The organism is Streptomyces sp. NPDC127092 (genome assembly GCF_042722475.1).
Taxonomy (GTDB): Bacteria; Actinomycetota; Actinomycetes; order Streptomycetales; family Streptomycetaceae; genus Streptomyces.
The window spans coordinates 1,684-26,261 of the sequence record NZ_JBHXFE010000022.1; the positions used below are offsets into that span (position 1 = coordinate 1,684).

Annotated in this window: 19 protein-coding genes and 2 tRNA genes; 3 read left to right on the forward strand and 18 right to left on the reverse strand. The window is 72.5% G+C overall.

Annotated features, from left to right (window positions below; genetic code table 11):
* Positions 1 to 80 precede the first annotated feature (80 nt).
* The 7 genes from ACFWJO_RS19410 to ACFWJO_RS19440 all read right to left on the reverse strand — a co-directional run bounded on the left by ACFWJO_RS19410 (position 81) and on the right by ACFWJO_RS19440 (position 5,515).
* On the reverse strand, positions 81 to 1,022 hold the full coding sequence (locus ACFWJO_RS19410; protein ID WP_386866671.1) for a DUF2797 domain-containing protein: 942 nt from the start codon (positions 1,020 to 1,022) through the stop codon (positions 81 to 83).
* Positions 1,023 to 1,100: 78 nt separating this feature from the next.
* Positions 1,101 to 2,165: a Bro-N domain-containing protein gene (locus tag ACFWJO_RS19415; RefSeq protein ID WP_386866672.1), complete on the reverse strand. Its 1,065-nt coding sequence runs from the start codon at positions 2,163 to 2,165 to the stop codon at positions 1,101 to 1,103.
* A 57-nt stretch (positions 2,166 to 2,222) separates the two neighbouring features.
* On the reverse strand, positions 2,223 to 2,837 hold the full coding sequence (locus ACFWJO_RS19420; protein ID WP_386866674.1) for a histone deacetylase: 615 nt from the start codon (positions 2,835 to 2,837) through the stop codon (positions 2,223 to 2,225).
* 69 nt (positions 2,838 to 2,906) lie between these two features.
* Entirely contained in the window at positions 2,907 to 3,296 is a 390-nt protein-coding gene (locus ACFWJO_RS19425) for a DUF6578 domain-containing protein (RefSeq protein WP_386866676.1), read from the reverse strand.
* Positions 3,297 to 3,656: 360 nt separating this feature from the next.
* Positions 3,657 to 4,064, reverse strand: a complete 408-nt coding sequence (locus tag ACFWJO_RS19430; RefSeq protein WP_386866678.1) for a hypothetical protein — start codon at positions 4,062 to 4,064, stop codon at positions 3,657 to 3,659.
* A 721-nt stretch (positions 4,065 to 4,785) separates the two neighbouring features.
* Positions 4,786 to 4,858: transfer RNA gene (locus ACFWJO_RS19435), tRNA-Arg, on the reverse strand.
* A gap of 563 nt (positions 4,859 to 5,421) precedes the next feature.
* Positions 5,422 to 5,515, reverse strand: a tRNA-Ser gene (locus tag ACFWJO_RS19440).
* A 453-nt stretch (positions 5,516 to 5,968) separates the two neighbouring features.
* Between ACFWJO_RS19440 and ACFWJO_RS19445 the strand changes: the two genes are divergently transcribed.
* Together ACFWJO_RS19445 and ACFWJO_RS19450 are read left to right on the forward strand one after the other, a co-directional pair.
* On the forward strand, positions 5,969 to 6,385 hold the full coding sequence (locus ACFWJO_RS19445) for an SSI family serine proteinase inhibitor (RefSeq protein ID WP_386866680.1): 417 nt from the start codon (positions 5,969 to 5,971) through the stop codon (positions 6,383 to 6,385).
* 232 nt (positions 6,386 to 6,617) lie between these two features.
* Positions 6,618 to 10,982, forward strand: a complete 4,365-nt coding sequence (locus tag ACFWJO_RS19450) for a PAS domain-containing protein (protein WP_386866682.1) — start codon at positions 6,618 to 6,620, stop codon at positions 10,980 to 10,982.
* Positions 10,983 to 11,117: 135 nt separating this feature from the next.
* Here ACFWJO_RS19450 and ACFWJO_RS19455 read toward each other — a convergent pair whose 3' ends face one another.
* The 9 genes from ACFWJO_RS19455 to ACFWJO_RS19495 all read right to left on the reverse strand — a co-directional run bounded on the left by ACFWJO_RS19455 (position 11,118) and on the right by ACFWJO_RS19495 (position 20,748).
* A complete protein-coding gene (locus tag ACFWJO_RS19455; RefSeq protein ID WP_386866684.1) occupies positions 11,118 to 12,770 on the reverse strand; it encodes a long-chain fatty acid--CoA ligase in 1,653 nt (550 codons plus the stop codon).
* Positions 12,771 to 12,978: 208 nt separating this feature from the next.
* On the reverse strand, positions 12,979 to 13,569 hold the full coding sequence (locus tag ACFWJO_RS19460; RefSeq protein ID WP_386866686.1) for a SigE family RNA polymerase sigma factor: 591 nt from the start codon (positions 13,567 to 13,569) through the stop codon (positions 12,979 to 12,981).
* Between the two features lie 253 nt (positions 13,570 to 13,822).
* Positions 13,823 to 14,551: a DUF1906 domain-containing protein gene (locus ACFWJO_RS19465; RefSeq protein ID WP_386866688.1), complete on the reverse strand. Its 729-nt coding sequence runs from the start codon at positions 14,549 to 14,551 to the stop codon at positions 13,823 to 13,825.
* Between the two features lie 607 nt (positions 14,552 to 15,158).
* A complete protein-coding gene (locus ACFWJO_RS19470) occupies positions 15,159 to 16,325 on the reverse strand; it encodes a lipid-transfer protein (RefSeq protein ID WP_386866690.1) in 1,167 nt (388 codons plus the stop codon).
* On the reverse strand, positions 16,322 to 16,717 hold the full coding sequence (locus ACFWJO_RS19475) for a MaoC family dehydratase (RefSeq protein WP_386866856.1): 396 nt from the start codon (positions 16,715 to 16,717) through the stop codon (positions 16,322 to 16,324). The genes ACFWJO_RS19470 and ACFWJO_RS19475 overlap by 4 nt, the downstream gene beginning before the upstream one ends.
* A 110-nt stretch (positions 16,718 to 16,827) precedes the next feature.
* Entirely contained in the window at positions 16,828 to 17,868 is a 1,041-nt protein-coding gene (locus tag ACFWJO_RS19480) for an acyl-CoA dehydrogenase family protein (RefSeq protein ID WP_386866692.1), read from the reverse strand.
* Position 17,869: 1 nt separating this feature from the next.
* The gene (locus ACFWJO_RS19485; protein WP_386866694.1) at positions 17,870 to 19,009 is read right to left on the reverse strand and encodes a bifunctional MaoC family dehydratase N-terminal/OB-fold nucleic acid binding domain-containing protein; all 1,140 of its coding nucleotides are present in this window, start codon (positions 19,007 to 19,009) and stop codon (positions 17,870 to 17,872) included.
* Entirely contained in the window at positions 19,006 to 20,178 is a 1,173-nt protein-coding gene (locus ACFWJO_RS19490; protein ID WP_386866696.1) for an acyl-CoA dehydrogenase family protein, read from the reverse strand. Before ACFWJO_RS19490 ends, ACFWJO_RS19485 begins: the two co-directional genes overlap by 4 nt.
* A gap of 264 nt (positions 20,179 to 20,442) precedes the next feature.
* Positions 20,443 to 20,748 (reverse strand): hypothetical protein, encoded by a 306-nt coding sequence (locus ACFWJO_RS19495; RefSeq protein ID WP_386866698.1) that lies wholly within the window; start codon positions 20,746 to 20,748, stop codon positions 20,443 to 20,445.
* Positions 20,749 to 21,133: 385 nt separating this feature from the next.
* Between ACFWJO_RS19495 and ACFWJO_RS19500 the strand changes: the two genes are divergently transcribed.
* Complete coding sequence (locus ACFWJO_RS19500) at positions 21,134 to 22,039, forward strand: bifunctional DNA primase/polymerase (protein ID WP_386866700.1); 906 nt, start codon at positions 21,134 to 21,136, stop codon at positions 22,037 to 22,039.
* Between the two features lie 98 nt (positions 22,040 to 22,137).
* Here the strand turns inward: ACFWJO_RS19500 and ACFWJO_RS19505 are convergent, their stop codons facing one another.
* Both ACFWJO_RS19505 and ACFWJO_RS19510 read right to left on the reverse strand, forming a co-directional pair.
* Positions 22,138 to 22,542 (reverse strand): hypothetical protein, encoded by a 405-nt coding sequence (locus ACFWJO_RS19505; RefSeq protein WP_386866701.1) that lies wholly within the window; start codon positions 22,540 to 22,542, stop codon positions 22,138 to 22,140.
* A 700-nt stretch (positions 22,543 to 23,242) separates the two neighbouring features.
* The gene (locus ACFWJO_RS19510) at positions 23,243 to 23,812 is read right to left on the reverse strand and encodes a DUF4145 domain-containing protein (RefSeq protein WP_168714588.1); all 570 of its coding nucleotides are present in this window, start codon (positions 23,810 to 23,812) and stop codon (positions 23,243 to 23,245) included.
* Positions 23,813 to 24,578 lie beyond the last annotated feature (766 nt).

The following is a 24,578-nucleotide window of genomic DNA, read 5'->3' on the forward strand; positions in this document are numbered from 1 at the left end:
GATCCAATACTTTATGTTTCATCTCTTTGCGCGGGCGGGGGTCCCGATTCGGATACCGGTACCGGCATCGGCACCGGGCGTCAGAAGAGATGCTCCTGGGCGTCCCCGGAGACGAGGAGCGCGGTCAGGGGCACGCTGACACCGCCACCACCCGCTGCCGCTGTCGGCGCCTCCGCCGCCTCCCCCGCTACCGCCGCCGCTGCGACCAGCTGCCACCCGGAGAGCAGCCGGGTGTCGAGGACGAGCCCGCGCCCGTCGCGGTCGAGGAGGTGCAGATCGGGTCCGGCGGCGGCGATCAACCGCCCGGCGAGGACGCCGCCGTCGACGAGCTGGGTGACGACGAGGGGGGCGGCGGACGTCACGGGAGGGGCGGGCGGAGCGGCGAGCGCGCCCAGGTGGAAGGCCTCGGCGTGGTCGCTCACATGGCAGGGCAGCGGCTCCAGGGTCTCGGCCCAGTCGGGCACGGCGAGCACGCGGGCGTACAGCTCCGTGACCTCGGCGGCCCGCTCGGCGGCCGACGGCAGGCCGTACCGCACGGCGCGCTTGCGGGCGTACGGGATGCGGTCGGGCACGGCGAGGGCGTGCCGCAGCACCTCCTCGGTCCGCCGCGCGGCCATGAGCGGCCCGCGGCCGAGCCAGGTGAAGGCGACCGCGCCCTGTTCGAGCAGCCGCGCGGAGCCGCGCTCCTCCGCCGTGATGCCGACCTTGATCATCCCAGGCCCGAACCAGGCCAGATAGACGCGGTACGGCCGCGGGTCGTCGGCGACGGTGTCGGCGGCCACCGAATGGGCCCGGTCGAGCCGCGCGCACTCGGCACACCGCCCGCCGGTGCCGCGCGGGGGCACGACGGCGGCCAGGGGGCAGGCATTGCCCCGTGCCCCGGAGCAACGCCGCTCGCCGACGGCCCGGAAGGCCAGGTCACGCCCGTACGAGAGCGGGCTGACCCGCTTGCCGCCGCCCTCCCAGCGGAGGCTGGGCACTCCGCCCCGCCAGGACACCCCGGCACTCCGCCACACCACCATGCCTCCAGTGTCGTACCCACCACTGACAGCGAGGCGGGACGCGGTTCGCGGCCGGCCAGGCGAGAGGGCAAGGACCGGTCAGGGCAGGGCGTAAAGGAGCCCGCCGTCCGTACCGGCCCCGCCGGCGTGCCGCATGCAGCCGCGCTCGACGAGCGTGCGCACGCAGTCGCGGACGCGCTCGGCGGTGAGCCCGGTGCGGTGGGCGACCTCTTCCAGCCGGTAGCGGACGCCGCCGCGGACCAGGGCGGGGGCGAGGTAGGCGGCGACGGCGTGGACGTCGGCGCAGACGACGGCGTTCCGCGCGCGCCAGGAGTCGAGCAGCTCCTGCGGACTACGGGCGACTACCCCACCACCGGAAGGCACACCGGCATCCGAGGACACACCGCCACCGGAAGGCACCCCAGCATCCGAGGACACACCGACACCGGAAGGCACCCCGCAATCCGAAGGCACCCCGCCACCGGAAGCCACCCCGCCATCCGAGGACACCCCGCCACTGGCAGGCACCCCGATACCGGAAGGCACCCCGCCACCGGACGGCACCCCGCCGCCGGAAGGCGCCCGGCCGTCCCCTCCACGCGACTCGGAGCGCTGGGCGGGCACGGAGAGCCGTTCCAGCGACTCGGCGATGCGATGGAGATCGCCGACGGCCTCGCGCAGCAGCTCAGCGCACTCCGACCCGTCGCCGTCCGGCCGCAGGGCGCGTTCCTCGAGCCGGACGAGCACGTCAAGGAGCTGCTGCGGGAGGACGAAGCCGGAGTGCACGGGCGAGGGTTCGAGTCCGTAGGACCCGTCGCGCTGGACGCCGACGACGACTTCGGCGGCCCAGGTCTTGAACGGCGCGGTATGGGGGCGCCGGGACGCGTTGACGAGCTGGACGAGCCCTTCGAGACACACCATCCGGGTGGACTTCCGCAGGCGGCGGGGGCCGGTCATGTCGAGGGGGAGCTCGCCGATGGTGGCGTGGAGGGCGTCTCCGACGTGCGTACGGAGCGCCTGCGCCGCGCTGGCGAAGCCGAGCCGGCGGGCCGCGTCCACGGCGGGGAACCAGTGCGTACCGTCCGGCAGTGTGAGCCGGCGCAGCCTCGCGCCGGTGGCGGCGTAAACGAAGTCGTCGATGTCGATGGCGTCGATGGCGTTCATCTGGGCGTCACCTCCACCCGCACATTAGGCCGAGGGCATATTCAACTGACATGGAAATCAGCCTGGTTCACCCAAAGGTGTGGCGGCACCGTGCTCGACGTCGGCGAGGAGCGCGCGGACGCGGTCGAGCGTCCAGTGCGGCGCGGCTCCCGGGCAGTCGGCGAGATAGCCGGCGATCTCCTCGTCCGCCCAGGCGCCCGACTCGCGCAGTCCGGCGGCGACCTGCCGCAGATACGGCTCCGAGGGCGGGCGCAGCTCCACCTCGTGCACGGCCCAGGGCGCGGTGAAGGTGAGCAGCGGGATCCCGTCGACGTCGCCGGCGCAGACGACGGTCTCGTACCGCCCGGGTCCGAACTGCATCCGCCCGTGGGCCACCACCTCGTCAAGGTCGAGGTCCGTGCCGGGCTCCCGGTACATCTCCAGGGCGGCGATGTCGGAGAACTGCCGGGCACTGATGAGATGCGCCCGGGCGAAGACCCGCCCGGCGGCGCCGGGGTCGTGAAATCCCCTCCCACCGCCCCACACGGCGGACTCAGTGGCGAAGTACAGCACTCCCCGCAGCTCCACGGCCCGCGACTCCAACGGCGCGGCCCGCTCCCGACAGGCGGCGAGATACCGCCCCAGCCGCTCGCGATGCATGTTCGACCCATAGGCGGCGTACCAGACATACATGCCGCCAGACGCTATCGACTACGCCCCAGGCCTCCGGCACCACGCCTCGGCCGCGTCGCGAGGCATCGATCAGGCCGTGGCACGCCGAGCGGTCACCAGGTAACCCGCGAACCGAACCCCCGGTCGAATCTTCGCCCACCCGTCCGCCTTCTCGACGGGCACCAGCACGGTCGTACCGGGAACGGGGTAGTTGACCTTTTCCGTGGCGCCCGGGGGCACGTCGTAATGACAATGCACCTCGGCGATCGACACCACCTCCAGCGAGGTGGGCGCCTGCCCCTCTTCCTCGCCGTGGTGTTCCTCGCGGAAGTCGATGCCGGCGGCCCGCTCGTCGCCGACGGTGTCGGCGTAGTCCTCCGGATCGACCTCCACCAGCGTCCACGAGACGACATCGCCCGGCGAGAAGCTCTCCCCGCAGCACTGCATCTGCCAGTCATCAACCCAAACCGTCAACGTCACGCGGCCATTGTCCACCGCAAGAGGCCGGGACCGGACCCGGTCGGTTGCCGGCGTCGCGGTACATCGCCGCTGTACCGCACGACCGTCACCAGTCGCGCCAGCGATCCGTGATCTGCGACCGCTCGATGCCGGCCCTCGCCGCGAGGGCGGCCACGTCCACGCCGCCCTCGCTCAGGGTGAGGTCGATGTACTCGCACAGTTGCTCTATCTGGCACGGGGACCTCTTCGTCCCGAAGCAAGCAACTCAGGTGGTGGCGCTGCCTTGGGCGTCTGCGGATCTCACCTGCGCTGAAGGGCCGCAGACGCCCGCGCTCGTCCGCCGCGGTTCGTCGGCGTTGTCACGCAGTTAGACACTCACCGCTATTCGATTCGGGCCCGCACGAGGGCATCCACGGCCTGACGCAGGGCCGCCTTTAGCCTCTCCCGTTCGTCGCGCACCCGGTCGACCTTCCTGCCGGATGCCTGGTAAGCGGTTTCGAACTCGACCCAGGCCCCGTAGACCGCGAGCATCGCCTCAGAAGGAGCCCGGCCTCGCTCGAACTGTTGCTGGAAGCCCAGGGGCGGCTCGTGGCTTCCCATCCACAATTCGAGCCGGGCGTACTCGGCCATGTACTGCGCGGCGAGTTCGACCACGTCGTTGCCGACGATGTTGCTGGAGATCACCTGCACACCGAGGTTGAGCGGTGGTGAAGCAGTTGGAACGCACAGGCGCTCTGGTAACTCTTCGGAAGGCTGCAACTGACGCAGCCACTCCCACTCGTCTGCCATCACAACTTCCTTCATCCCGAATTTCGCCTGCCTGCAACCTGTACCCACGTCTACCCAACTCCCATCCCCTCTGCCGTCGGCCCACACACCGTGGAGCAGGCGCGGTGCTGGGTGTTCAGGTGGAGCGCGCCACTGTACGAACGACCTGGACGCCCAGTGCCGTGTCTGCTCCACGGTGTGTGGGCCAACGGCAGGCGGGATGAGAGCTCCCCACCACTACAACCCACCGGCCTGCACCCGCCCGCGGCCCCCTCCCATCCCGGAGCCTTAGCGCCGTTGCTGGTGTCCGGGCAGGCCAGGCCTCGTTGGAGGGCGGCCAGGATTTCGGAGGACTCGCGCTCGGATGCCTCTCCGCTCATGAGCCCCTCTACGAGGGGAATCGCTTCCTCGCGGGACATTTGCCATGGCTGCTGTCTACTCACTGCTGCGCGATCAGTCGGCGGCCGTCGTGGCTCCGCACATCCCATCGAGCCGGGAACCTCACCCGGATGTTCGCCCTGCGGGCCCGTCGCGCCGGCGTCCGCAGCTCGCTGCTGGGCGCGCTCAAGGTCCACCCGAAGGTGGCGCAGAGGTGCGTACCGCGATCGGCAAGCTGTCCGATGCCATGGGCGGCGCCACCGGCTGACCCGACTGCTGGCAGTCGAGGCGGTTGCTGTACTTCGCTGCTGTACGGCCCCATAACGCAAGAGGCCCGGACTCTCGTCCGGGCCTCTTACCTGTGTGCACTCGGCAGGATTCGAACCTGCAACCTTCTGATCCGTAGTCAGATGCTCTATCCGTTAAGCTACGAGTGCTTGTTTTTTGTTTCTCTCGCCTCCGCTCCCCGGCCTTTCGGCCCGCTCGCGGCGACAGGAAGAACATTACATGACTGCCGCCGTCATGTGAAATCCATTGGGCGCACCCCTTGTGACCTGCGAAAACGCCAGACGATCACCGGGTGGGACGGGGGCCGGCCGTCAGCTCGGCGGAGGTGGAGAGGGGCGGAAACGCTCGAAAAGAGACCGGGGTCACACGAGCGGAGCGGGAGCGGCGCGCGGGCGGAGCCCGTGGGGCTTCAGCAGGGTCCGCAAGGTGGGGCTCGGAGGCCTGAGCGGGGTGGGTGGATCTCCAGGCAGTGGGTGGGTCTCGGAGCGAGTGGATCTCGGGGCCGGTGGATCTCCGGGCGAGTGGATCTCCCGAGGGTGTGGGTTCCTGGGCGCGCGGGTTTCGGAGAGATCCGATCCCCTGGCGCGGGGGTCTCTGAGAGATCTGATCCCTTGGCGCGCGGGTTCCTGCGGATCGGTCCCCCGGGCGCGCGGGTTCCTGTGGTGGGTCCCGGGACGGGCGAAGCCCCGGTCCTGGGGGCCGGGGCTTCGTGTGGCGGAGGCGGAGGGATTTGAACCCTCGATGGGCTTTAAGGCCCAAACCGCATTAGCAGTGCGGCGCCATAGACCGGACTAGGCGACGCCTCCATGCACCCCGCGCGTACGCGAGTGGTGCGTGCAGATGATGACACAGACAAGCCGCGTGCCACCAATCGCTTATCACCGTACTAGGCGCCGGGGGGCCAGGGCAAAGGCCTCACCCCTGCGCGCCCCCGGCTCCCGTCGACTCCCCCGGCCCGCCAGTCCGGCTCCGTCCGGCTCCCCGGCCCCCGGCTCCCGCCGACTCCCCGGCTCCCGCCAGCTCGGTCCAGCTCGGTCCGGCTCGGTCCGGCTCCCGCCAGCTCGGTCCGGCTCCCCCGGCTCCGTCCCGCTCCGTCTGCCTTCCTCCCCTCGGCTGTCGCCATCCCGCCGCCCGCCGCCTTCCCCCTCCCCCCGCCCGCTCCTTCCCGGTTGCGCAACGCAGTGGAGCCCGGAGCGTTAGTGAGGGAAGAACGCCCGCCCGTCCCTCCGCTCCAGGCACGCACCCCACGGGAGTCCGTCATGCTGCGCCCCCTTCTCCTCGCGACCTTCGCCACCACCGCCATCGGGCTCGGGCCGTTGCCCCCGCTGCCGCTGCTCTCCGAGCCCGACTCGCTCACCGTGACCATCGAGAAGAGCGGGCACGGGGACGCCGACGGCACGTTCAAGCTGGAGTGCGACGGCAAGCCCGGCGGGACCCATCCCGCCGCCGGCAACGCCTGCAAGCGGCTCGGCCAGCTCGCCGAGGCCGGCGAAGACCCGTTCAAGCCGGTGCCCGCCGATCAGCTGTGCACCCAGCAGTACGGCGGCCCCGCCACCGCCCACATCACCGGCCGCTGGCAGGGCCGCTCCGTCGACGCCCGCTTCTCCCGCGCCAACGGCTGCGAGATCGACCGCTGGGAGAATCTCCGACCCGTCCTCCCCCGCGTCACCGGCTGACCTCACCAGGGAAGGGAGCGGGGGCAAGTCCGGGCGGCCCGCCCGGCTCCGTTGCCGGGCACCGAACCTCCACCCCGTCTCCAGAGGCGGAGGCCCGCCCTCCCTTAGACTCCCTCCAGTGACAGGCCGCGGCCCGAGGGGCAAGATGGGGCCCGCCGGCCACTAGGCACCAAGCACCAGGCAAGGGCTGCGGGCAAGTGCAGTTGCAGTGGGTTCAGGGAGGAAGCGTCTCGTGAGCAGCAGGCCATCCCGAGGCGCTGCTCGCCTCGCAGCCATACTCGACGCGCTCCCCGACGGTCTCGTGCTCGTCAACTGCAACGGCACCGTCGTCAACGCCAACACCATCGCCCTCGGCATGTTCGAGACCCCCGGCACCGCCCTCGTCGGCCGCGGTCTGCTCGACCTCCTCCCGGACTTCGACTCGCGCCTGATCCCCGGCTCGATGCGCCGCCCCGAAGGCACCGACGACCGGGGCCGCACCCGGCCGACCCGGATGATGGCCCGCCGTACCGACGCCAGCGAGTTCCCCGTCGAGGTCACCAGTGCCAGCCTCGAGGACGGCCGCGAGGCCTACGACTCGTACAGCGGTTACACCGGCGACGAGCTGCTCATGCTCGTCGTCCGCGACCTCACCGGCACCCTCGACACCGAGGCCGAACTCGCCCGCTCCCAGCGCCAGACCGAGATGATCCTGCGCGCCGCGTCCGAGGGCGTCGTCGGCACGGACACCGACGGCCGGGTCGTCCTCGTGAACCCCGCCTTCGCGCAGATCCTCGGCTACCGCGCCGGCGAGCTCGGCGGCGCCGAGCTGCACCCGCTCATCCTTCCCAAGCGTGCCGACGGCCAGCCCTTCCCGTACGAGGAGTCGCCGCTCGCCGACACCCTCAAGTCCGGCCGCAAGCACCGCGTCCGCGGCCAGGTGCTCTGGGCGAAGAACGGCGACCGGGTCCCGGTCGACCTGACGACCGCGCCGGTACGCGACGGGGACCAGCTCGTCGGCGCCGTCATGACCTTCACCGACCGCAGGCCGTACGAGCAGCTGGTCGAGCGGCACGCCGCCGAGACCGCCGAGACCGCCGAACGGCACGCCGCCGAGGTCGCCGAGACCGCCGAGCGGCACACCGCCGAGCTGGAGCGGCAGAAGGAGCGGTACGAGACCGAGCTGGCCGAGGAGAGGCAGCGGGTCACCGAGGAGCAGCGGCGGGTCGCCGCGCTCACCGCCCGGCAGGAGCAGCTGACGGCCGTGCTCGGCGAGTCGCTGCGCGGGCCGCTGGAGGAGCTGCGCGCCGAGCTGGCCACGCTCGCCGCCGACGACGCCGGGCAGCTGTGGCCCGAGGCCAACCAGCTGCTCCACCACCTGGCCGCCGGCTACGGCCGGATGACCACCCTCGTCGACAACGTCCTCGCCTACCAGCGGCTCGACGCGGGCGCCGAGGAACTCGTCAAGGACGTCGCGCTGCTCGACGCGGTCGTCACCGGCGGCATCGACGGGGCCGTGGAACTGATCGGCCCCGGCCGCGCGCAGTTCGCCGTGCACGCGCCGCCGATCGAGGCCGAGGTGGACGCGGTACGGCTGACGACCGCGCTGTCCCACCTCGTCGCCGACGTGGCCGGGGTCGACGCGACCGGCAAGAGCAGGGCGGCCGCGCAGGGCGGCGGGTACGCCGACTCGACGATCGTCGTCGCTGCCGCGCAGCGCGGTGACGTCGTACGGATCGAGGTCCGCGGCCCGTACGCGGGCGGCGACCCGGTCCACCAGCCGATCGTGCACGGGATCGTCGCCGCGCACGGCGGCGTCGTGCAGACCCATGAGGTGCCGGGCACGGTGGGCGGCGCGTACGTCGTCGAGCTGCCGCTCGGCGCTGGTCGCGGCACCGTGACCCTGCCGCCGGCCCTCTCGGAACAGCCCGCGCTGCCCGCGGCCCCGACGGCGTCCGCGCCGGCTGGGGCGGCTGCGCTGACCGGGCTGCCGGGGGCGGCTGGGGCGGCTGGGGTGCCTGGGGCCTCCGCGTCGGCTTCGGCTTCGGCCTCGGCTTCGGCTGGGGTGGATGCGGTGCCGATGGCGCCCGTTCCGCCGGTCTCGCCGGTGCCGCCCGTCTCGCCCGCAGCCGGGGCCTTGTCCGGCGTCGAGTCCGTGCGGCCGGAGGCCTCCGTGCAGGTCCCTGCCGCACAGGTGGCTGCCGCACAGCTTCCTGCCGCTGACGTGTCTTCCGGTCATGTGCCTTCCGCTCACGTGACTTCCGCTGAGGCGGCTTCCGGACCCGGGCATCGGCCGGAGTCCTCCGGTGAGGTCCCCGTCCCGTCCGCGCAGGCCTCCCTGCCGCAAGCCTCCCTGCCCGCGCAGGCCTCGGCCCCCGACGGCACCCTCGCCGGTGCCACCCTGGGCGGCACCCAGGGCGGTGGGCGGCGGCGCGCGCGGCGGGCGTCCACGGACGCGTTCCTGCAGAGCCCGATGGCGCCGGAAGGCGCGCCCGTGCCCGTACCCGAGCCGACGGGCCGCCGTCGCGGCCGCGCGGACCACACGCCTGCCACCGGCACTCCGGCGGAGCTGATCCCCGCCCAGCACGCGGGCACCGACGCCACCGCCGGTGTCGGTGCCAGTGCCGGTGCCGGTGTCGGTGTCGCGACGGGCACCGCGACCGGCACCGGTCGGCGGCGTGGCCGGCCCGCCGAAGGCGCCGTCGTGACCGCCGCCGAGAGCGCGCAGGGCCGTCCGGCGCTGGGGGACACGGTTCCGCCGCAGGGTGTGCCCGTCGATGCCGCCGGTGCTCCCGTCGCCCCGATGGCATCCCCGGCGCCCGCGCCGGGCCCCGCGCTCGCGCTGCCGGCCGTACCCTCCGAGGAACAGCCCCCCCGGCCCACCGGCCGCCGCCGGCGCGCGCTCGCGGCCGCGCAGGAGCGGGCCGCGGCGGCGGAGGCCGGACCGCGCACGCCGTTCGCCCTGCCGCCGGCCGACGCCGACCGCGGCGACGACCCGGTCACCGCCCACGAGACCGTACGGACGCTTCCGGAGGACGACCACACGCCGCCGCAGCCCCATCCGCTGCCCGCCGTGCAGGGGCCCCAGGCAGCGCAGACGCCCCAGGCAGCGCACGTGCCGCAGGCACCGCAGGCCGTTCCCGCCGCCACCACGAGCGGGACCGGAACCGGCTCCGTACCGCTGCCGCCCGAGGTCCCGGCGGCTCCGGCTGCGCCGGCTGCTCCGGCGGCCATGGCCGTGCCCTCCAAGGACGGGACGCAAGGGGGGCGCGCGTTCAGTGTGCGGACCCTTGGTCAGGGCGTGCCCTTCGTCCAGTCCGCGATGCCGACTCCCGCCCCGGCCACTTCCGCCACGCCCACGCCCACACCGACGCCCACGCCCACCCCTTCCGGACGTCGGCGCAAGCTCGGAAACCCCGCGGAGGAAGGCAGGCAGTCCGCGCCGGTCCCGGCCGCCTCGACTCCGTTCCCTGCCGCGAACCCCGCCGCGAACCCCTCTACGAACCCGAACCCGGCCGTGAACCCGGCTCCGATGCCGGCCGCGATGCCGGAAGCCACGGCGAAGGCCCACCCTCCGGCGGAGGCCCCGATCCCGGTGTCCGCGCCGAAGCCCGTTCCGGGGCCGGGGGTCGAGGCAACGCCCATGCCCGGCACGCCTGCCACGCCCGCCATGCCCGGCACGCACGCCATGCCTGCCGCCGCAGCAGCCATGCCTGGCGCACCAGCCATGCCCTCCGCGGCCAAGCTCGGGCCGACGCCCGCGCCCGAAGGCCGTGCCTACGCCATAGAGGCGCCCGCCGAGGGCTCTGCCGAGGGGCCCGAGCCGCTGGACGGTCCGGGCGGCGCCGTGGAGGTGTCGAACCAGCCGCTGCCGCAGCCCGTCGACGACGAACTGCCCCCGGAGCCGCTGGACAACCCGCGTCGGCTGCTGGTGTGGCCCGCGCCCGACGTGTCCACGCAGCAGGCGCTGAGCGACCGCGGCTACCGGCCGGTGATCGTGCACTCCCGCGAGGAGGTCGACGCGCAGATCGCCGCCTTCCCGGCCGCGCTCTTCGTCGACCCGCTCACCGGTCCCATCACCCGCACCGCGCTGCAGTCGCTGCGGCAGGCGGCGGTCGCCGCCGAGGTGCCGGTGCTGCTCGCGGCCGGCCTCGGGCAGGCGACCCGGGAGGCGGCGTACGGCGCCGATCCCGCCGTCCTGCTGAAGGCGCTGGCGCCCCGGGACAGCGAGCAGCACCCGTCCCGCGTGCTGGTCATCGAGGAGAGCGAGGACATCGCGCAGGCTCTCGCGGCGACGCTGGAGCGGCGCGGGATGCAGGTGGCGCGGGCGGCGACGGACACCGAGGCGGTCACGCTGGCCCAGCAGATGCGGCCGAACCTGGTGGTGATGGACCTCATGCAGGTGCGCCGCCGCCGGGCCGGGATCATCGACTGGCTGCGCGCCAACGGTCAGTTGAACCGCACGCCCCTCGTCGTCTACACCTCCGCCGGCCTCGACGAGGCCGAGCTGCCGCGGCTCTCCTCGGGCGAGACGGTGCTGTTCCTCGCCGAGCGCTCGACGAGCGCCGAGGTGCAGGCGAGGATCGTCGACCTGCTCGCGAAGATCGGCACCAACTAGCCTGCGAGGGGGGCTGGTTGGCGCCGTCGGCCAGCCCCCGCATGAGGCCGGTCGCCGCCGACCAGCCCCGCATAAGGCCGATCGGCGCCGACCAGCCCCGAGTGAGGCCAGTCGGCGCCGACCGCCGCGCGGGCGCTAGAGCTGGGTGACGTCCAGCTCGCCCTCCGCGTACTGCTTGCGGATCACCTTCTTGTCGAACTTCCCGACGCTCGTCTTCGGCACGCTCGGCACGATCGCCCAGCGCTCCGGGAGCTGCCACCTGGCGATGCCGCCCTCGGCGGCGAGGAAGGCCCGCAGCTCCTCGTAGTCCGCGTCCGCGCCCTCCTTGAGGACGACGGTCGCGAGCGGACGCTCGCCCCACTTCTCGTCGGGGACGGCGACGACGGCGGCCTCGGCGACGGCCGGGTGGCCCATGAGGGCGTTCTCCAGCTCGACGGAGGAGATCCACTCTCCGCCGGACTTGATGACGTCCTTGGCGCGGTCGGTGAGGGTGAGGAAGCCGTCGGTGCTGATGACGCCGACGTCGCCGGTCTTCAGCCAGCCGTCCTCGCTGAACTTGTCGTCGGGACGGAACGGTTCGCCGTCCGCGCCGCCGTAGTACGCGCCCGCGATCCAGTTGCCGCGGACCTCGAGCTCGCCCGCCGACTCGCCGTCCCAGGGCAGGATCTCGCCGTCGGGGCCGACCAGGCGGGCCTCGACGCCCGCCGGGAAGCGGCCCTGCGTCACGCGGTACGGCCACTCCTCCTCCGGCGTGAGGCCGGCCGGCGGGTGGGCCATGGTGCCGAGCGGGGAGGTCTCCGTCATGCCCCAGGCGTGGCAGAGGCGGACGCCGAGCTTGTCGTACGCCTCCATGAGGGAGGGCGGACACGCGGCGCCGCCGATGGTGACCTGGGCCATGGAGCTGATGTCGCGCGGATTGGCGGTGACCTCGGCGAGCAGGCCCTGCCAGATGGTGGGGACCGCGGCGGCGTGGGTCGGCTTCTCGCGCTCGATCATCTCGGCGAGCGGGGCCGGCTGGAGGAAACGGTCCGGCATCAGCATGTTGATGCCGGTCATGAAGGTGGCGTGCGGCAGGCCCCAGGCGAGCACGTGGAACTGCGGGACCACGACCAGGGTCGTGTCCTTGTCGGTGAGTCCCATCGACTCCGTCATGTTCACCTGCATGGAGTGCAGGTAGATGGAGCGGTGGGAGTAGACGACGCCCTTGGGGTCGCCGGTGGTGCCGGAGGTGTAGCACATGGCGGCGGCGGTGCGCTCGTCGAGCTCGGGCCAGTCGTACGTGGTGGGGCGGCCGGCGATCAGCTCCTCGTAGTCGTGCACGCGCGGCGCCACGCCGTCCAGGACGGAACGGTCGCCCGCGCCGGTGACCACGACGTGCTCGATCGTCGGCAGGTGCGGGAGCAGCGGCGCGAGGAGCGGGAGCAGGGAGCCGTTGACGAGGACCACGCGGTCGGCGGCGTGGTTGACGATCCAGGCCAGCTGCTCGGCGGGCAGGCGCAGGTTGAGGGTGTGGACGATCGCGCCCATGGCGGGGATCGCGAAGTACGCCTCGACGTGCTCGGCGTTGTTCCACATGAGGGTGGCGACCCGCTCCTCGGCGGTGACGCCGAGTTCGTCACGCAGGGCGTTGGCCAGCTGCGCCGCGCGCGCCCCTGCCTCGGCGAAGGTGCGGCGCTGCGGCTCGCCCTCTCCGGTCCACGTGGTGATGGTGGACTTCCCGTGGATCGTCATCCCGTGCTTCAGGATGCGGGTCACGGTCAGCGGTACGTCCTGCATGGTGCTGAGCACGGGCGTCCTCCCGAGGGCGCTACGCGGCAGTAGGAATGGGCTGATTCTGCGCGCGTACCACGCGGTATGTCACTACCCAGGAGTACGAATTTGCCAGCGATCACTGGCATAACCGAGGGTAACCCTCACTTGCCCCCTGCCTGCCTGCCCGTTCGCCGCCGGGTCCGCCCTCGGCGGACACCCGGGTCCGCCGGGTCGGCGCTCGCGCTCACCGGACGGGAGAGAGCTCCGGGTCCTCGCGGAGCTTGCCGAGCGCCCGGGAGACGGCGCTCTTGACCGTCCCGACGGAGACCCCGAGCACCTCGGCGGTCTGCGCCTCGCTCAGGTCCTCGTAGTACCTGAGGACGACCATCGCACGCTGACGGTCGGGGAGCTTCATCACCGCGCGCCACATCGCGTCGTGCAGCGCCTGACGCTCCGCCGGGTCCGGCGCGGGCAGCCCCACGGGCTCCGGCAGCTCGTCGCAGGCGAACTCGTCGACCTTGCGCTTGCGCCACTGGGACGTACGGGTGTTCAGCAACGCCCGCCTGACGTAACCGTCCAGGGCACGGTGGTCCTCGATGCGCTCCCAGGCGACGTAGGTCTTGGTGAGCGCGGTCTGGAGCAGGTCCTCCGCGTCCGAGTGGTTCGCGGTCAGCGAGCGCGCGGTGCGCAGCAGGACGGGACCGCGGGCCCGGACGTACGAGGTGAACGACGGGTACGCGGCGTACGGCGCGGGGCCGGAGCCGGAGCCGGGGCGGTTGGCCGTGGCGGCCGTGGAGGCACCGGCGCAGACGGGGCCAGAGGGCGGCGGAGTCATGGTTCCACGCTATGAGCGGGCCCCGCCCGCCGGATCGGCCCCAGGTCCCGAACCGCACTCCCCCTCAGGTTGTAGGGGTGGGGACCGCCGGACCTCCTGAAGGTGGAGCCCCGAGGACGCGAAGTCAGGGTCCGGGGGCAGGGAGGGGAGGGGAAGGCGGGGGTGGGGAGGGAAGGCAGGGACGGGAAGGCCGGGGAGGGGAAGGCGAGGCCGGGTGCGGAGGGGAAGGGAGGTCCGGGCGGGGGGGCGGGCGTCAGGTGCCGACGTGGGCCACGGGCGCGTCGACGACGCTGCGGTCGATCACGAGGCGCCGGCCGCCATGGGTCTCGGTGACCTCGCCCGCGTACTGGTGGATCCGGCCGTGCGGTCGCCAGGCGAGCGGGTGCAGCACGGTCTCCGTGTCGAGCGCGGGCTCGCCCCGCCAGCGCGCGAACCAGACCGCGGACGGCAGGTCCCGCGTCCCCGCCAACCGCTGCAGCTCCAGCTCCCGGACGCCGCTGTCGGCGCTGCTGTAGAAGCCCGGGACGTAGCCGAGGCGGCGGACCTCGCGGTTCCAGCCCCGGACGAAGAGCAGGGTGGTCTCCGCGCATCGGGCGTCCTCCGTCCGGTACGCCTCGATGTCCAGGTAGAGCGGGCTGCCCGCGGCCAGGTCGAGCGCCCGGGCCGCCCGCACCGCCTCGCCCGCCTCCTGGGTGCCCTGCCGCCAGGGCGTGCGGCCGATCGCGTACCGCCGCTTGGCCTCGGCGATCACGCACGGCGCCTGCGAACCCACGAACAGCGGCAGCAGCCGCCAGCCCTGGCCGTGCACCGAGGCCACCCACCCGGGAGTCAGCTCCCGCTGGGCCGGGCAGCCCCGGCCCCGGCCGCCGAAGTACACGCCGACGGCCTTGTACGGCGAGGCCCGCCAGGCCCGCATCACGTCAAGCGACGGCGCCTCGCACGTGTCGAACGCCCGCCCCTCGAAGTAACGGGGCGCGGGCACGCCGGCCCGAGCGAGTGCCGCGGGGCCGCCGACCTGAGCGGGCGCGCCGGCCTGAGCGGGCGCCGCTGGCGCTCCGGCCTGAACGGGCGCCCCCGGGGCGTGCGCGAAGGCCGGAGCCTGCCCGGGGGCGGTCGCCGAGACCGGGGCTCGCCCCTGGGCCGGCGCGGGCGCCGGGGCCGGGGTGCCGCGCGCGGGGGCCGCCAGGAGGGCCCCGGCCGCCACGACCGCCGCGACGACGGCCAGGGCAGCCCGGGAGCCGGTCCCGACGCGGATGCGGGCCCAGAATCCGGTCCGGGTCCGGGTCCTGGAACGAGTACGAATACGGGTACGAGTCCAGGGCCAGCTCCGGGAGCCCGTGCGGGGTCGCGGTCCGGCCCGGGTTCCGGACCTGAACCGGAGGATCCGAGGCCCGGTCCCGGTCCGGGTCCGGGTCCGGGACCCGGTCGGGTGGCGGGTACTGGTCTGGCGTCCGGTCCGGGGGCCGGGTCGGGTCCGGAGGCGGGGCCTGGTGGAGTCGGGTCCGGGCCGGGCGGGGTGCGGCGGGATGGTCCTCATGGCGCGAGTGAAAGGCGGCCCGCCGCGCACGGCCACCGCTGGGGGCGTGCCCTCAGCCGTCCGTGCCCAGGATCAACCCGGACGTGGGAACCCCCGTGCCCGCCGTGACCAGCGCCCTGGCCGCCCCGGGTATCTGGTTCACGGACGTGCCCCGGACCTGTCTGACCGCCTCCGCGATCCCGTTCATCCCGTGCAGATACGCCTCGCCCAGCTGGCCTCCGTGGGTGTTCAGCGGCAGCGCCTCCGCCGCCACGAAGTCGGCCGCCTCGCCCGGACCGCAGAAGCCGAACTCCTCCAGCTGCATCAGCACGAAGGGCGTGAAGTGGTCGTAGAGGATGCCGACGTCCATGTCGCCGGGCGCGAGCCCGGAGGTCCGCCACAGCTGTCGGGCCACCACGCCCATCTCCGGCAGGCCGGTCAGCCCGTCCCGGTAGAAGCTGGTCATCGCCTCCTGGTTGCGGCCCGCGCCCTGGGCGGCGGCCACGATCACCGCGGGCGGGCGGCGCAGGTCGCGCGCGCGTTCGGTGGAGGTGACGACGATCGCCTGTCCGCCGTCGGTCTCCTGGCAGCAGTCGAGCAGCCGCAACGGCTCGGCGATCCAGCGCGAGGCGGCGTGGTCGGCCAGGGTGATCGGCTTGCCGTGGAAGTACGCGGCGGGGTTGGTGGCCGCGTACCGCCGGTCGGTGACGGCGACGTGGCCGAAGGCGTCCGGCGTGAGCCCGTACGTGTGGAGGTAGCGCTGGGCGATCATCGCGACCCACGAGGCCGGCGTGAGCAGACCGAACGGCAGCTGCCAGCCGAGCGCCGCGCCCTCCGCGGACGGCTCGCGCCGCTGCACCCCGGAGCCGAAGCGGCGCCCCGAGCGCTCGTTGAACGCCCTGTAGCACACGACGACTTCGGCGACTCCGGCGGCGACGGCCAGCGCGGCCTGCTGGACGGTGGCGCAGGCGGCGCCACCGCCGTAGTGGACGCGGGAGAAGAAGGACAGCTCTCCCATGCCGGCCGCCTGGGCGACGGTGATCTCGGGGCTGGTGTCCATGGTGAAGGTGACCAGACCGTCGACGTCGGCGGGGACGAGACCGGCGTCCTCGAGTGCCGCGTGCACGGCTTCCACGGCGAGGGTCAGCTCGCTGCGGCCGGAGTCCTTGGAGAACTCCGTGGCGCCGATCCCGGCGATGGCGGCCCGCCCGCCGAGGGCGTCCCGGGCGTGCAGGCTCATCGGGGCACCTCCATCGGCAGTTCGACGGTGACGCTTCCCGTCACGTGATGGCCCAGGCGGTTGGCTCCGACCACTCGCACCCGGACCGTGCCGCCCTCCACCTCCGTCACCGTGCCGCTCAAGGTCATGGTGTCTCCCGGGTAGTTGGGGGCGCCGAGCCGGATGGCGACCTTGCGGAGCACGGCGCCGGGACCGAAGCGGTCGGTGATGTACCGCCCGACCAGGCCGTTGGTGGTGAGGATGTTCATGAAGATGTCCGGGGAGCCCTTCTCCCTGGCCAGCTCGGCGTCGTGGTGCACGTCCTGGTAGTCGCGGGAGGCGACGGCACCGGCGACGATGAGTGTGCGGGTGATCGGGATCACGAGCGGCGCCAACTCGTCGCCCGGCCTCACACCGGGCTCCCGGCCACGGTCCGCGACCGGCTTCGTGGCCGGCTCCCGGACGCGGTCCGCGACCGGCCTCACGCCGGGCTCCTCCATGGCCTGCTTCGCGTTCTCGGGCTTCATGCGGGCTCTCCGTTCGCGAGCAGGTCGCCCAGTTCGGCGAGGAGTTCGGTGCCGCAGCCGAGATACGCGTCGAGCTGGCGGCCCCAGAGGAAGTGCCGGTGCACGGGATGGTCGAGGTCCGCCCCCATCCCGCCGTGCAGGTGCTGTCCGGCGTGCACGACCCGCGTGCCCGCCTCCGAGGCCCACCAGGCCGCCGTCAGTGCGTGCTCGGCGGCGGGCAGGTCCTGGTCGTACCGCCAGGCAGCCTCGTAGGCGGTGACGCGGATGGACTCCGTGTCCATGTGCGCGTCGGCGGCCCGCAGCTGGACCGCCTGGTTCGAGGACAGCGGCCGTCCGAACTGCTCCCGTACCGAGGTGTACGCCACCGCTCGGGCCAGCGACCCGGCGCAGACCCCCGCCTGGAGGCCCGCGAAGGCGATCCGGGCGGCGGTGAGCACGTCCTCGTACGCCCCGGGGCCGCCGACCGCCTCCCCCGGCGTCCGGTCGAGGACGAGCCGCCCGGCGGACCACGGAGCGGTGAGCTCGACGTCCGCCACCGGCCCGGCGTCCTCGGTCCGGACCAGCCACAGGGCCCGCTGTGCGTCCGGTACGAGGACATGGGTGGCGTCCCGCAGCCAGGGCACCCACGTCACGGTGCCCGTGAGCCGGCCGCCGGCCCCCTCTCTCACCGCCCCTGCCCCGGAAGCGGCCGGGAAGGCGCCCGTTACGACCGCCGAACCGTCTCGCAGGCCCGGCAGCAGCCGGGCCCGCAGCTCCTCCGTACCGTGCCGGGCCACGGCCAGGAGCCCGTACACGCAGCTCGCCGTGAAGGGGACCTGGGCCGTCGTGCGCCCCTGCTCCTCGGCGAGCAGGACGAGCCCGAGGAGCCCGGTCTCCTCGACGGCCCCGGGCAGTCCGGCGGCGCACAGGGCCTTCCACAGCTCGGCGTCCGTGCCGGTGCCGGCGGCCGCGAGCCGCTCGTGCGTCGCGAGGTCGCCGAAGACGCGCGCGGCGAGCTCCCGGGCGGCCTGCTGCTCCTCGGTGGGGGTGAAGTCCATGTCAGCCCTGCCCTCCCGCCGCCGTCGGCCGGAAGACCGGCAGCTCGAGCTCTTCGTCCACCCGCAGGAACTCCAGCCGGACCGGCATCCCGATCCGCACCTTGTCGTACGGCACCCCGACGACGTTGCTGATCATCCGCACGCCCTCGGCCAGCTCGATCAATCCCACCGCGTACGGAGGGTCGAAGGCGGGGAACGGTGGATGGTGCATCACCACGTACGAGTAGACGGTCCCCTCGCCGCTCGACTCGACGGTGTCCCAGGCGCGCGATCCGCACGCGTTGCACCCGGGCAGCCAGGGGAAGCGCAGGCTCGCGCAGTCGGTGCACCGCTGGACGAGCAGCCGATGCTCCGCCACCCCTTCCCAGAAGCCCGCGTTGTCGCGGTTGATCACGGGCCGGGGCCGCCGGGGTTCGGGCCTGGGCGTGGGTTCGGGCCTGCGCGTGGGCTGGGACCTGGGCTCGGGCCTGGGGTCGGGCTGCGTCCTGGACTCAGGCTCGGGCCTGGGCTCGGGCTGCGGGCCCTTCCGGCCGGCCGGCGCGTACTTGAGGACGCGGAACCGGTGCGTTCCGGCGAGCACGGCGCCGGCCCGGACGTCCATGCGGGTGGTGATGAAGTGCCCGGTGCCGAGCTTGGTCGTCTTGCGCGGCGAGACCGACTCGATGACGGCGTCGAAGGTGATGACGTCACCGGGGCGCAGCGGTCGCAGGTACTCCTGCTCGCAGTCGGTGGCGACGATCGAGGTGAAACCGGCGCCGTCGAGGAGGGCGGACAGCTCCTCGTAGGCCCCCGAGCGGTCCGGGTGTCCGGACAGGCCGCCCATGGTCCACGCCTGGAGCATGGTGGGCGGCGCGATGGCGTCGGGCCCCTCGTACGCCGGATTGGTGTCGCCCATCGCCTCGCACCAGTGCCGGATCATCGGCTCGTTGACCGGGTCCTTGCCGACCGAGGCGTTGGACGTGGACCGCCCCTCGTACGCCTTGAGCCGCTCGTACAGCACATCCGCGCCCGGGCCGCCCGAGTCCGCGCCCGTGCCCTGGCCCGCGCCAGTGTCGTGACCCTGGCCCTGGACCTGGCCCTCGACCTGGACTTGGCCGACGCTCGGGTCGGCGCCCCCGTCCCCGCTCCTCTCCGTGTTCATCGGCGCCCCCTCCCCTTCATGCCGAGCCGCATCGTCGCGACGATCTCGCGCTGCACCTCGCTCACCCCTCCCCCGAAGGTGTTGATCTGGGCGGCCCGGTTCATCCGCTCGAGCTCGCCGCCGTCGAACGCTCCCGGCGACCCCGCTCGGACCAGTCCGGCCCCACCCGCGATCTCCTGACACATTCGGTACACCTCGACCGCCGATTCGGTTCCCGCGAACTTCACTCCGCTCGCATCCCCCGGCCCCAGCCGGCCCGCCCCCACATCCCCCACCAAACGCCAGTTGAGCAGGCGCGTTGCCGCCAGCCGGGCATGCGCTTCAGCGGCCCGGATCCGTATCCACGGCCCGTCAATCCGACGCCCGCCGGTCACTGGATCGGGTGTACGCGCGGAGCGCAGCGCGGCCGCGTAGAAGTCCTCGGCCTGCATGCCGATCGCGGCGAGCGCGACCCGCTCGTGGTTGAGCTGGTTGGTGATGAGTCCCCAGCCGCCGTGCTCGGGTCCGACGAGGTTGCCGACGGGCACGCGGACGGAGTCGTAGTAGGTGGCCGTGGTCGTCAGGCCGCCGACGGTCTCGATGGGCGTCCACGAGAAGCCCGGCGCGTCGGTGGGGACCAGGACGATCGAGATGCCGCGGTGGCGCGGGGTTCCGGGGTCGGCGTCGGTTCGGCAGGCCAGCCAGATCCAGTCGGCGTTCTGGGCGTTGGAGGTGAAGACCTTCTGGCCGTCGATCAGCCAGGATCCTCCGTCGCGTACGGCCCGGGTACGGAGGGAGGCGAGGTCGGTGCCGGCCTCGGGCTCGCTGTAGCCGATGGCGAAGACGGTCTCGCCCCGGAGGATGCGGGGCAGGAAGAAGCTCTTCTGCTCCTCGGTCCCGTACTTCATCAGGGTCGGGCCGACGGTGTTGAGGGTGACCATCGAGACGGGGGCGCCGGCCCGGTAGGCCTCGTCGAAGAAGACGAACTGCTCGTCGGGGCCTCGGCCCTGCCCGCCGTACTCCTCGGGCCAGCCGAGGCCCAGCAGCCCGTCGGCGCCCATCCGGCGCAGCAGGGCGCGCTGGGCGGCGGAGTCGGCGGGCGGTGGTGGGCCGTCGGGCATCACGTCGCGGAAGTACGCGCGGAGCTCGGCGCGCAGCCGTAGCTGCCGTTCGGTCGGGGCGAGGTGCACGGCGACGGCCTCTCGTGAGGAGGACGGGCTTTCCCTTCATGGTTTTCTGACTGTCCGTCAGATTCGGTCAGAGCCGTGAGCCGTGTCAAGGACGCTGCGCGCGGCGGGCGCGACGGGGGCGACGGGCGCCATGGCCACGGTGGGCGCGACGGGCGCACCGGCCACGGCGTACTCGCGCCCAACGGGAACGGCCCGCGCGGTCGGTACCGAAGTACCGCCGCGCGGGCCGTCGTTCACCCCGCGATCATCCCCCCGTCGGGCCGGCTACCACCACGGATAGAAGTTGACCACCGCGTTGGACTGGTCGATGTGCGTGAAGGCGGAGCCGTTCACGCTCGCGGTGTTGTTCTGGTTGGAGGCGCCGGAGCCGGTCGCCACCTGCTGCGTGGTGGTGGAGTTGCCGCTGTTGCTGCCGCCGACACCGCTGCCGATGATCGTGGCGACGCTCGCATTCGATCCGTCGTTCGCGAATCCACCGTTGTCGGCCTGGGCCACCCCCGTGAAGAGCGCGGCGGCGAGGGGCAGGGCGGCGGCAGCGGCGAGAACGCGGGCGGTACGGATGCTTGCCATGTCTGTTCCTCCGGGAACTGAAGCTCTGAAGCGCTGAACTGCTGCGCTGTATGCACTGAACTACGCGTGTGACCAGGGCAGTTGGCCGACCGCCTCGGTCGCTGTGCTCGACGTCGCGAGATCAGAGTTGCCCACCGAATCCCCGGCGAACCACCCCGGAGCGGCCATTTCCCCCTCAAGCGTGATGACAAGTCGATAAACCCCCTTACTCACAACAAAAGCGCAGCTCACACGACTCACAGCGGGTCGGGGCCCGAGAGGCCGGGCCCTGCAAGGGAGGAAGCGTTTCGGCAGTTTTTCAGCCAATCCGTCCCTCCGCTTTTCCGTTCCCAGATCAGCCCCGGAGCCCCTTCCTTTTATCGAACTCGTGTACGAAAATGAAGCCATGGCCGCTTCTGCCCGGCAGACCGCCGCCCTTGCCCTCGCCCATGCCCTGACCGCGGCGGAGCGCGGGCTTCCCGTCATCCCCCTGTCCCGAACCAAGCTGCCGGCGCTCCGCTCGCCGCACCGTGGCGAGCACCGGACCGTGCCGTGCCGAGGCGAGTGCGGACGGCCGGGCCATGGCGTCCACGACGCCACCACGGACCCGCTCGCCGTACGCGCCCTCTTCGCGGCCGCCCCCTGGGCCACCGGATACGGGATCGCCTGCGGGCGCCCGCCGTACCGGCTGATCGGCGTGGATCTCGACGTGCGGGAGGGCGGACCGGACGGTGTCGCGGCGTTCGAGGCGCTGGCCCGCCGGCACGGGTTCGCCGTCCCGCCCACGATCACGGTCCTCACCCCGGGCGGCGGACGGCACCTCTGGCTGACGGGCCCGCCCGAGGCCGTGATCCCGAACTCCGCGAGCCGGCTCGCGCCCGGCGTCGACATCCGCGGCGCCGGCGGCTACGTGGTCGGCCCCGGATCGGTCACGGCGCGCGGCACGTACCGCCTGGCCCCGGGAACCGAGGACCTCTCCCCGGCCCCCTGCCCCGCGGCCCTGCTGTCCCTGCTGGCCCCGCCGGACCCGCCGCGGGACCCCGGGCCGGCCGGCCCGTCCGACGGCGGGCAGGGCCTGATCCGCTTCGTCGAGGCCGCCCCTCGCGGCCAGCGGAACACCCGCCTCTTCTGGGCCGCCTGCCGCGCCCACGAGAGCGGTCTCGCCCCCACCCTCCTTCCCCGCCTCACCGAAGCCGCCTTGAGCGCGGGCCTGCCCGCACCGGAGATCCACGCCACTCTCGCCTCGGCAGCCGCGATCACCGCACGGCCGGGCTTCACTCGCACCCGGCAGACCGGCGCCGGACCGGTGTGACCGACTCCCGCACGTCCGAGGTGTGCAACCGAGAGGACGCAGACGCCCCGTCAGATCCATGGTCTACGGGGCGGTGCGCGGTGTGCGCCGTCAGGCGCCTACCTGATGTTCAGCGGGACCTCGTCGCCCTCGGTGAGGCTGTCGAGCGGGATTGCCCTCTCGAACGTCTGGGCCTTCTTCCCCGGTGCCTTGCACGTGACTTCGACCGTGAGGCTGAACGGCGAGTCCAGCGGGACATCGAGGGTGATGGGACCGAACGTCGCCCTGCGGTTGACCGGGTTGTTGGTGGGACCCGACGCATCGTCCTCGTCGCTGTCCAGCGATACCCGGGTGGGGACGGACTCATTGGGGGCCGGGAATGCGTTCTTGCAGGTCACCTTCCCCTTGAAGGACACCGCGCCGACTGGTGGCGCGGCCGAGGCCGGACCGGCCGCCAGGAGACCGCCGACCAGCACCGCGGTGAGGACCGAGGCCGTGGAGATGCGGGACGTGCGCATAGACATGGGAGCACCTGCTCGTTGGCGTACGAGTAGTTCTGTGGGGACGCCCCTGGCGCTGACATGACAGCCATGACTCGGGTGCCGATTTCGCGGGGCTGTCCGTGAACCGGGCGGGGGTTCAGCTGCTGCGGCGCTTTGACCAGCTCATTCAGCAGCCCCCAGGCCCTTCACCCACTACGTTCCCCCAACGCCTCCCGGCTCGCAACCGGAACGGATCCTGGTACGCAGGGTGATGGGTCCCGAATTCCTGGTGCCGTCCTCCGACTTGGCGCTTCGACAGGCCCGTCAAGCGTCCGGTCGGCCCGGCGAGTGCCCAGGCGCGGCGCGCGTGCGCCCGGAACGCAGACCTCTTGCCTCGTTCTCCGAACGGGCGGGCGCAGGATTCGTGGCGCTGGGCATCGCCGGGCTCGACCGCGCCTGCGCGGCCGCGCCGCGCCGGCGCGCCGCCGGAGCACAGAGGGCGGGCCCCGGATTCCGGGGCCCGCCCTCTGACCTGCTGTTTCTCTGACCTGGCGGTGGGTGTGGGATTTGAACCCACGGAGACATCGCTGCCTCGACGGTTTTCAAGAGAGTGCTGCGGGAAGCCTCTCGCACGCACCCGACCTGCATACTCGACCCCACCACCAACCCCCGTGGAGCCACGTGGTCCACGCCGGGTCCACAGCGACCGGCGCGGGCGCGGGCGCACCGCCCCCCAGCAGTCCTACAGGTGAAGCTCGGAGATCCTGCTGAGCAGGAGGTTGGTCTGCTGCTCCATGAGGCCGGCGCGTTCTCGACTCAGCTCCTCAAACTGACCATGAGCCGCCGCATTCCGGAGTCCCCCAACTTGCTCAAGATCCTTCGCTTCCTGCTTGGTGATCAGCTCCTCCCGACGGAGAAGCTGCGAGTACGTGCTGAGCGAGGGGCGCTCGGGCAGTTCCAGCCCGCGGGCCTCGATCAGCGCCCGCAGTGCGCTCTCCAATGCTGCACCGCACAGCACGATGGCCGCAGCAGGATGGGTCTGCTTGTCACTCAGTAGCCGCCGCACCTGGCCCATCATGTCCGTGCTGATCAGGCCGACCTCCGACCAAGCACGAGCGCCCACGATTTCGCTGACGCCCGCTTCCACCTGGCGAACCCAGGTGAGCAGGACATCACCGACGGCGCGAGCTCCCGACTCAGTGGACTGGTTATCTCCCTTGCTTTGGTACACCTCAGCAGCACGGGAGGTCCAGAAGCTGTCCTCACCGGCGTACTGGCGCAGAAACTCCATGCCCGCGAACGCGTTCGCCATCAGGGCAGGAAGCTCCTGATGGTCCGATATCTGCCACCAGCCCCGACCGTCCCCGTTCCGACCGGGCTTCCACACCAGACCTTCTTGCAACGTCTGGGCCAGTGAGCGAGCGTACGAGAGGACCTGCTCCTGATTGGGCATATCAACACTCCGACTGCAGCGATGGAACTCTCGATCATCGCTGCAGAAGGTTACGTGCGCATACGGTTTGAGAGTTACAGGAGACTGCCGGTATGGCCAAGGAGTACCGAGTCGGGATCGTATGCACCGATAGGGGGCAGCACGCGCGAGTCCGTCTGACGATGGCCCGACGCGAAGCTGATGGCAGCCATGGGATGACCCATGCCTTCAGATACTTCGCGTCACCCATGCGGGACGCCGAGCCTGGGTCCATGATGGGTCGCAGTTCATACGTCTTCAGGTGCCCAGCATGCCCGCGCACGCCCCAGGTTGAAGCGACAAGGTGGTGGCAGCTCGTAGACGAGATGCGAGCTGCGGGCTTCACCGAGTTGGACGTCTCGTTGCTACCATGAATCTGCTGCCGTATGACTAGGGCAGCCCCTGGGCGAGGACGGGGTCACTTTCCAGTCACGTACGTGACGTTCGCCGCAAGCCCGCTCATCCGGTGGGTAGCTTCAAGCTGCCCATGGAGAGCACATGCAGGGCTTTCTCATCGACATCCTCGCCAATCTGGCGGCAAGCACTGTCACAACTATCGGTGTACTGGTCGGCCGGAGTGCACTCGCACGGTGGCGTCGCCGCGGTC

What these genes read in the sequence shown, in the direction of transcription:
- ACFWJO_RS19410 (WP_386866671.1), bottom strand. Translation starts at nt 1,022, where the DNA reads ATGGTGGTGTGGCGGAGTGCCGGGGTGTCCTGGCGGGGCGGAGTGCCC.
- ACFWJO_RS19415 (WP_386866672.1), bottom strand. Translation starts at nt 2,165, where the DNA reads ATGAACGCCATCGACGCCATCGACATCGACGACTTCGTTTACGCCGCC.
- ACFWJO_RS19420 (WP_386866674.1), bottom strand. Translation starts at nt 2,837, where the DNA reads ATGTATGTCTGGTACGCCGCCTATGGGTCGAACATGCATCGCGAGCGG.
- ACFWJO_RS19430 (WP_386866678.1), bottom strand. Translation starts at nt 4,064, where the DNA reads ATGGCAGACGAGTGGGAGTGGCTGCGTCAGTTGCAGCCTTCCGAAGAG.
- ACFWJO_RS19445 (WP_386866680.1), top strand. Translation starts at nt 5,969, where the DNA reads ATGCTGCGCCCCCTTCTCCTCGCGACCTTCGCCACCACCGCCATCGGG.
- ACFWJO_RS19460 (WP_386866686.1), bottom strand. Translation starts at nt 13,569, where the DNA reads ATGACTCCGCCGCCCTCTGGCCCCGTCTGCGCCGGTGCCTCCACGGCC.
- ACFWJO_RS19470 (WP_386866690.1), bottom strand. Translation starts at nt 16,325, where the DNA reads ATGAGCCTGCACGCCCGGGACGCCCTCGGCGGGCGGGCCGCCATCGCC.
- ACFWJO_RS19480 (WP_386866692.1), bottom strand. Translation starts at nt 17,868, where the DNA reads ATGGACTTCACCCCCACCGAGGAGCAGCAGGCCGCCCGGGAGCTCGCC.
- ACFWJO_RS19485 (WP_386866694.1), bottom strand. Translation starts at nt 19,009, where the DNA reads ATGAACACGGAGAGGAGCGGGGACGGGGGCGCCGACCCGAGCGTCGGC.
- ACFWJO_RS19495 (WP_386866698.1), bottom strand. Translation starts at nt 20,748, where the DNA reads ATGGCAAGCATCCGTACCGCCCGCGTTCTCGCCGCTGCCGCCGCCCTG.
- ACFWJO_RS19500 (WP_386866700.1), top strand. Translation starts at nt 21,134, where the DNA reads ATGGCCGCTTCTGCCCGGCAGACCGCCGCCCTTGCCCTCGCCCATGCC.
- ACFWJO_RS19505 (WP_386866701.1), bottom strand. Translation starts at nt 22,542, where the DNA reads ATGTCTATGCGCACGTCCCGCATCTCCACGGCCTCGGTCCTCACCGCG.
- ACFWJO_RS19510 (WP_168714588.1), bottom strand. Translation starts at nt 23,812, where the DNA reads ATGGCGAACGCGTTCGCGGGCATGGAGTTTCTGCGCCAGTACGCCGGT.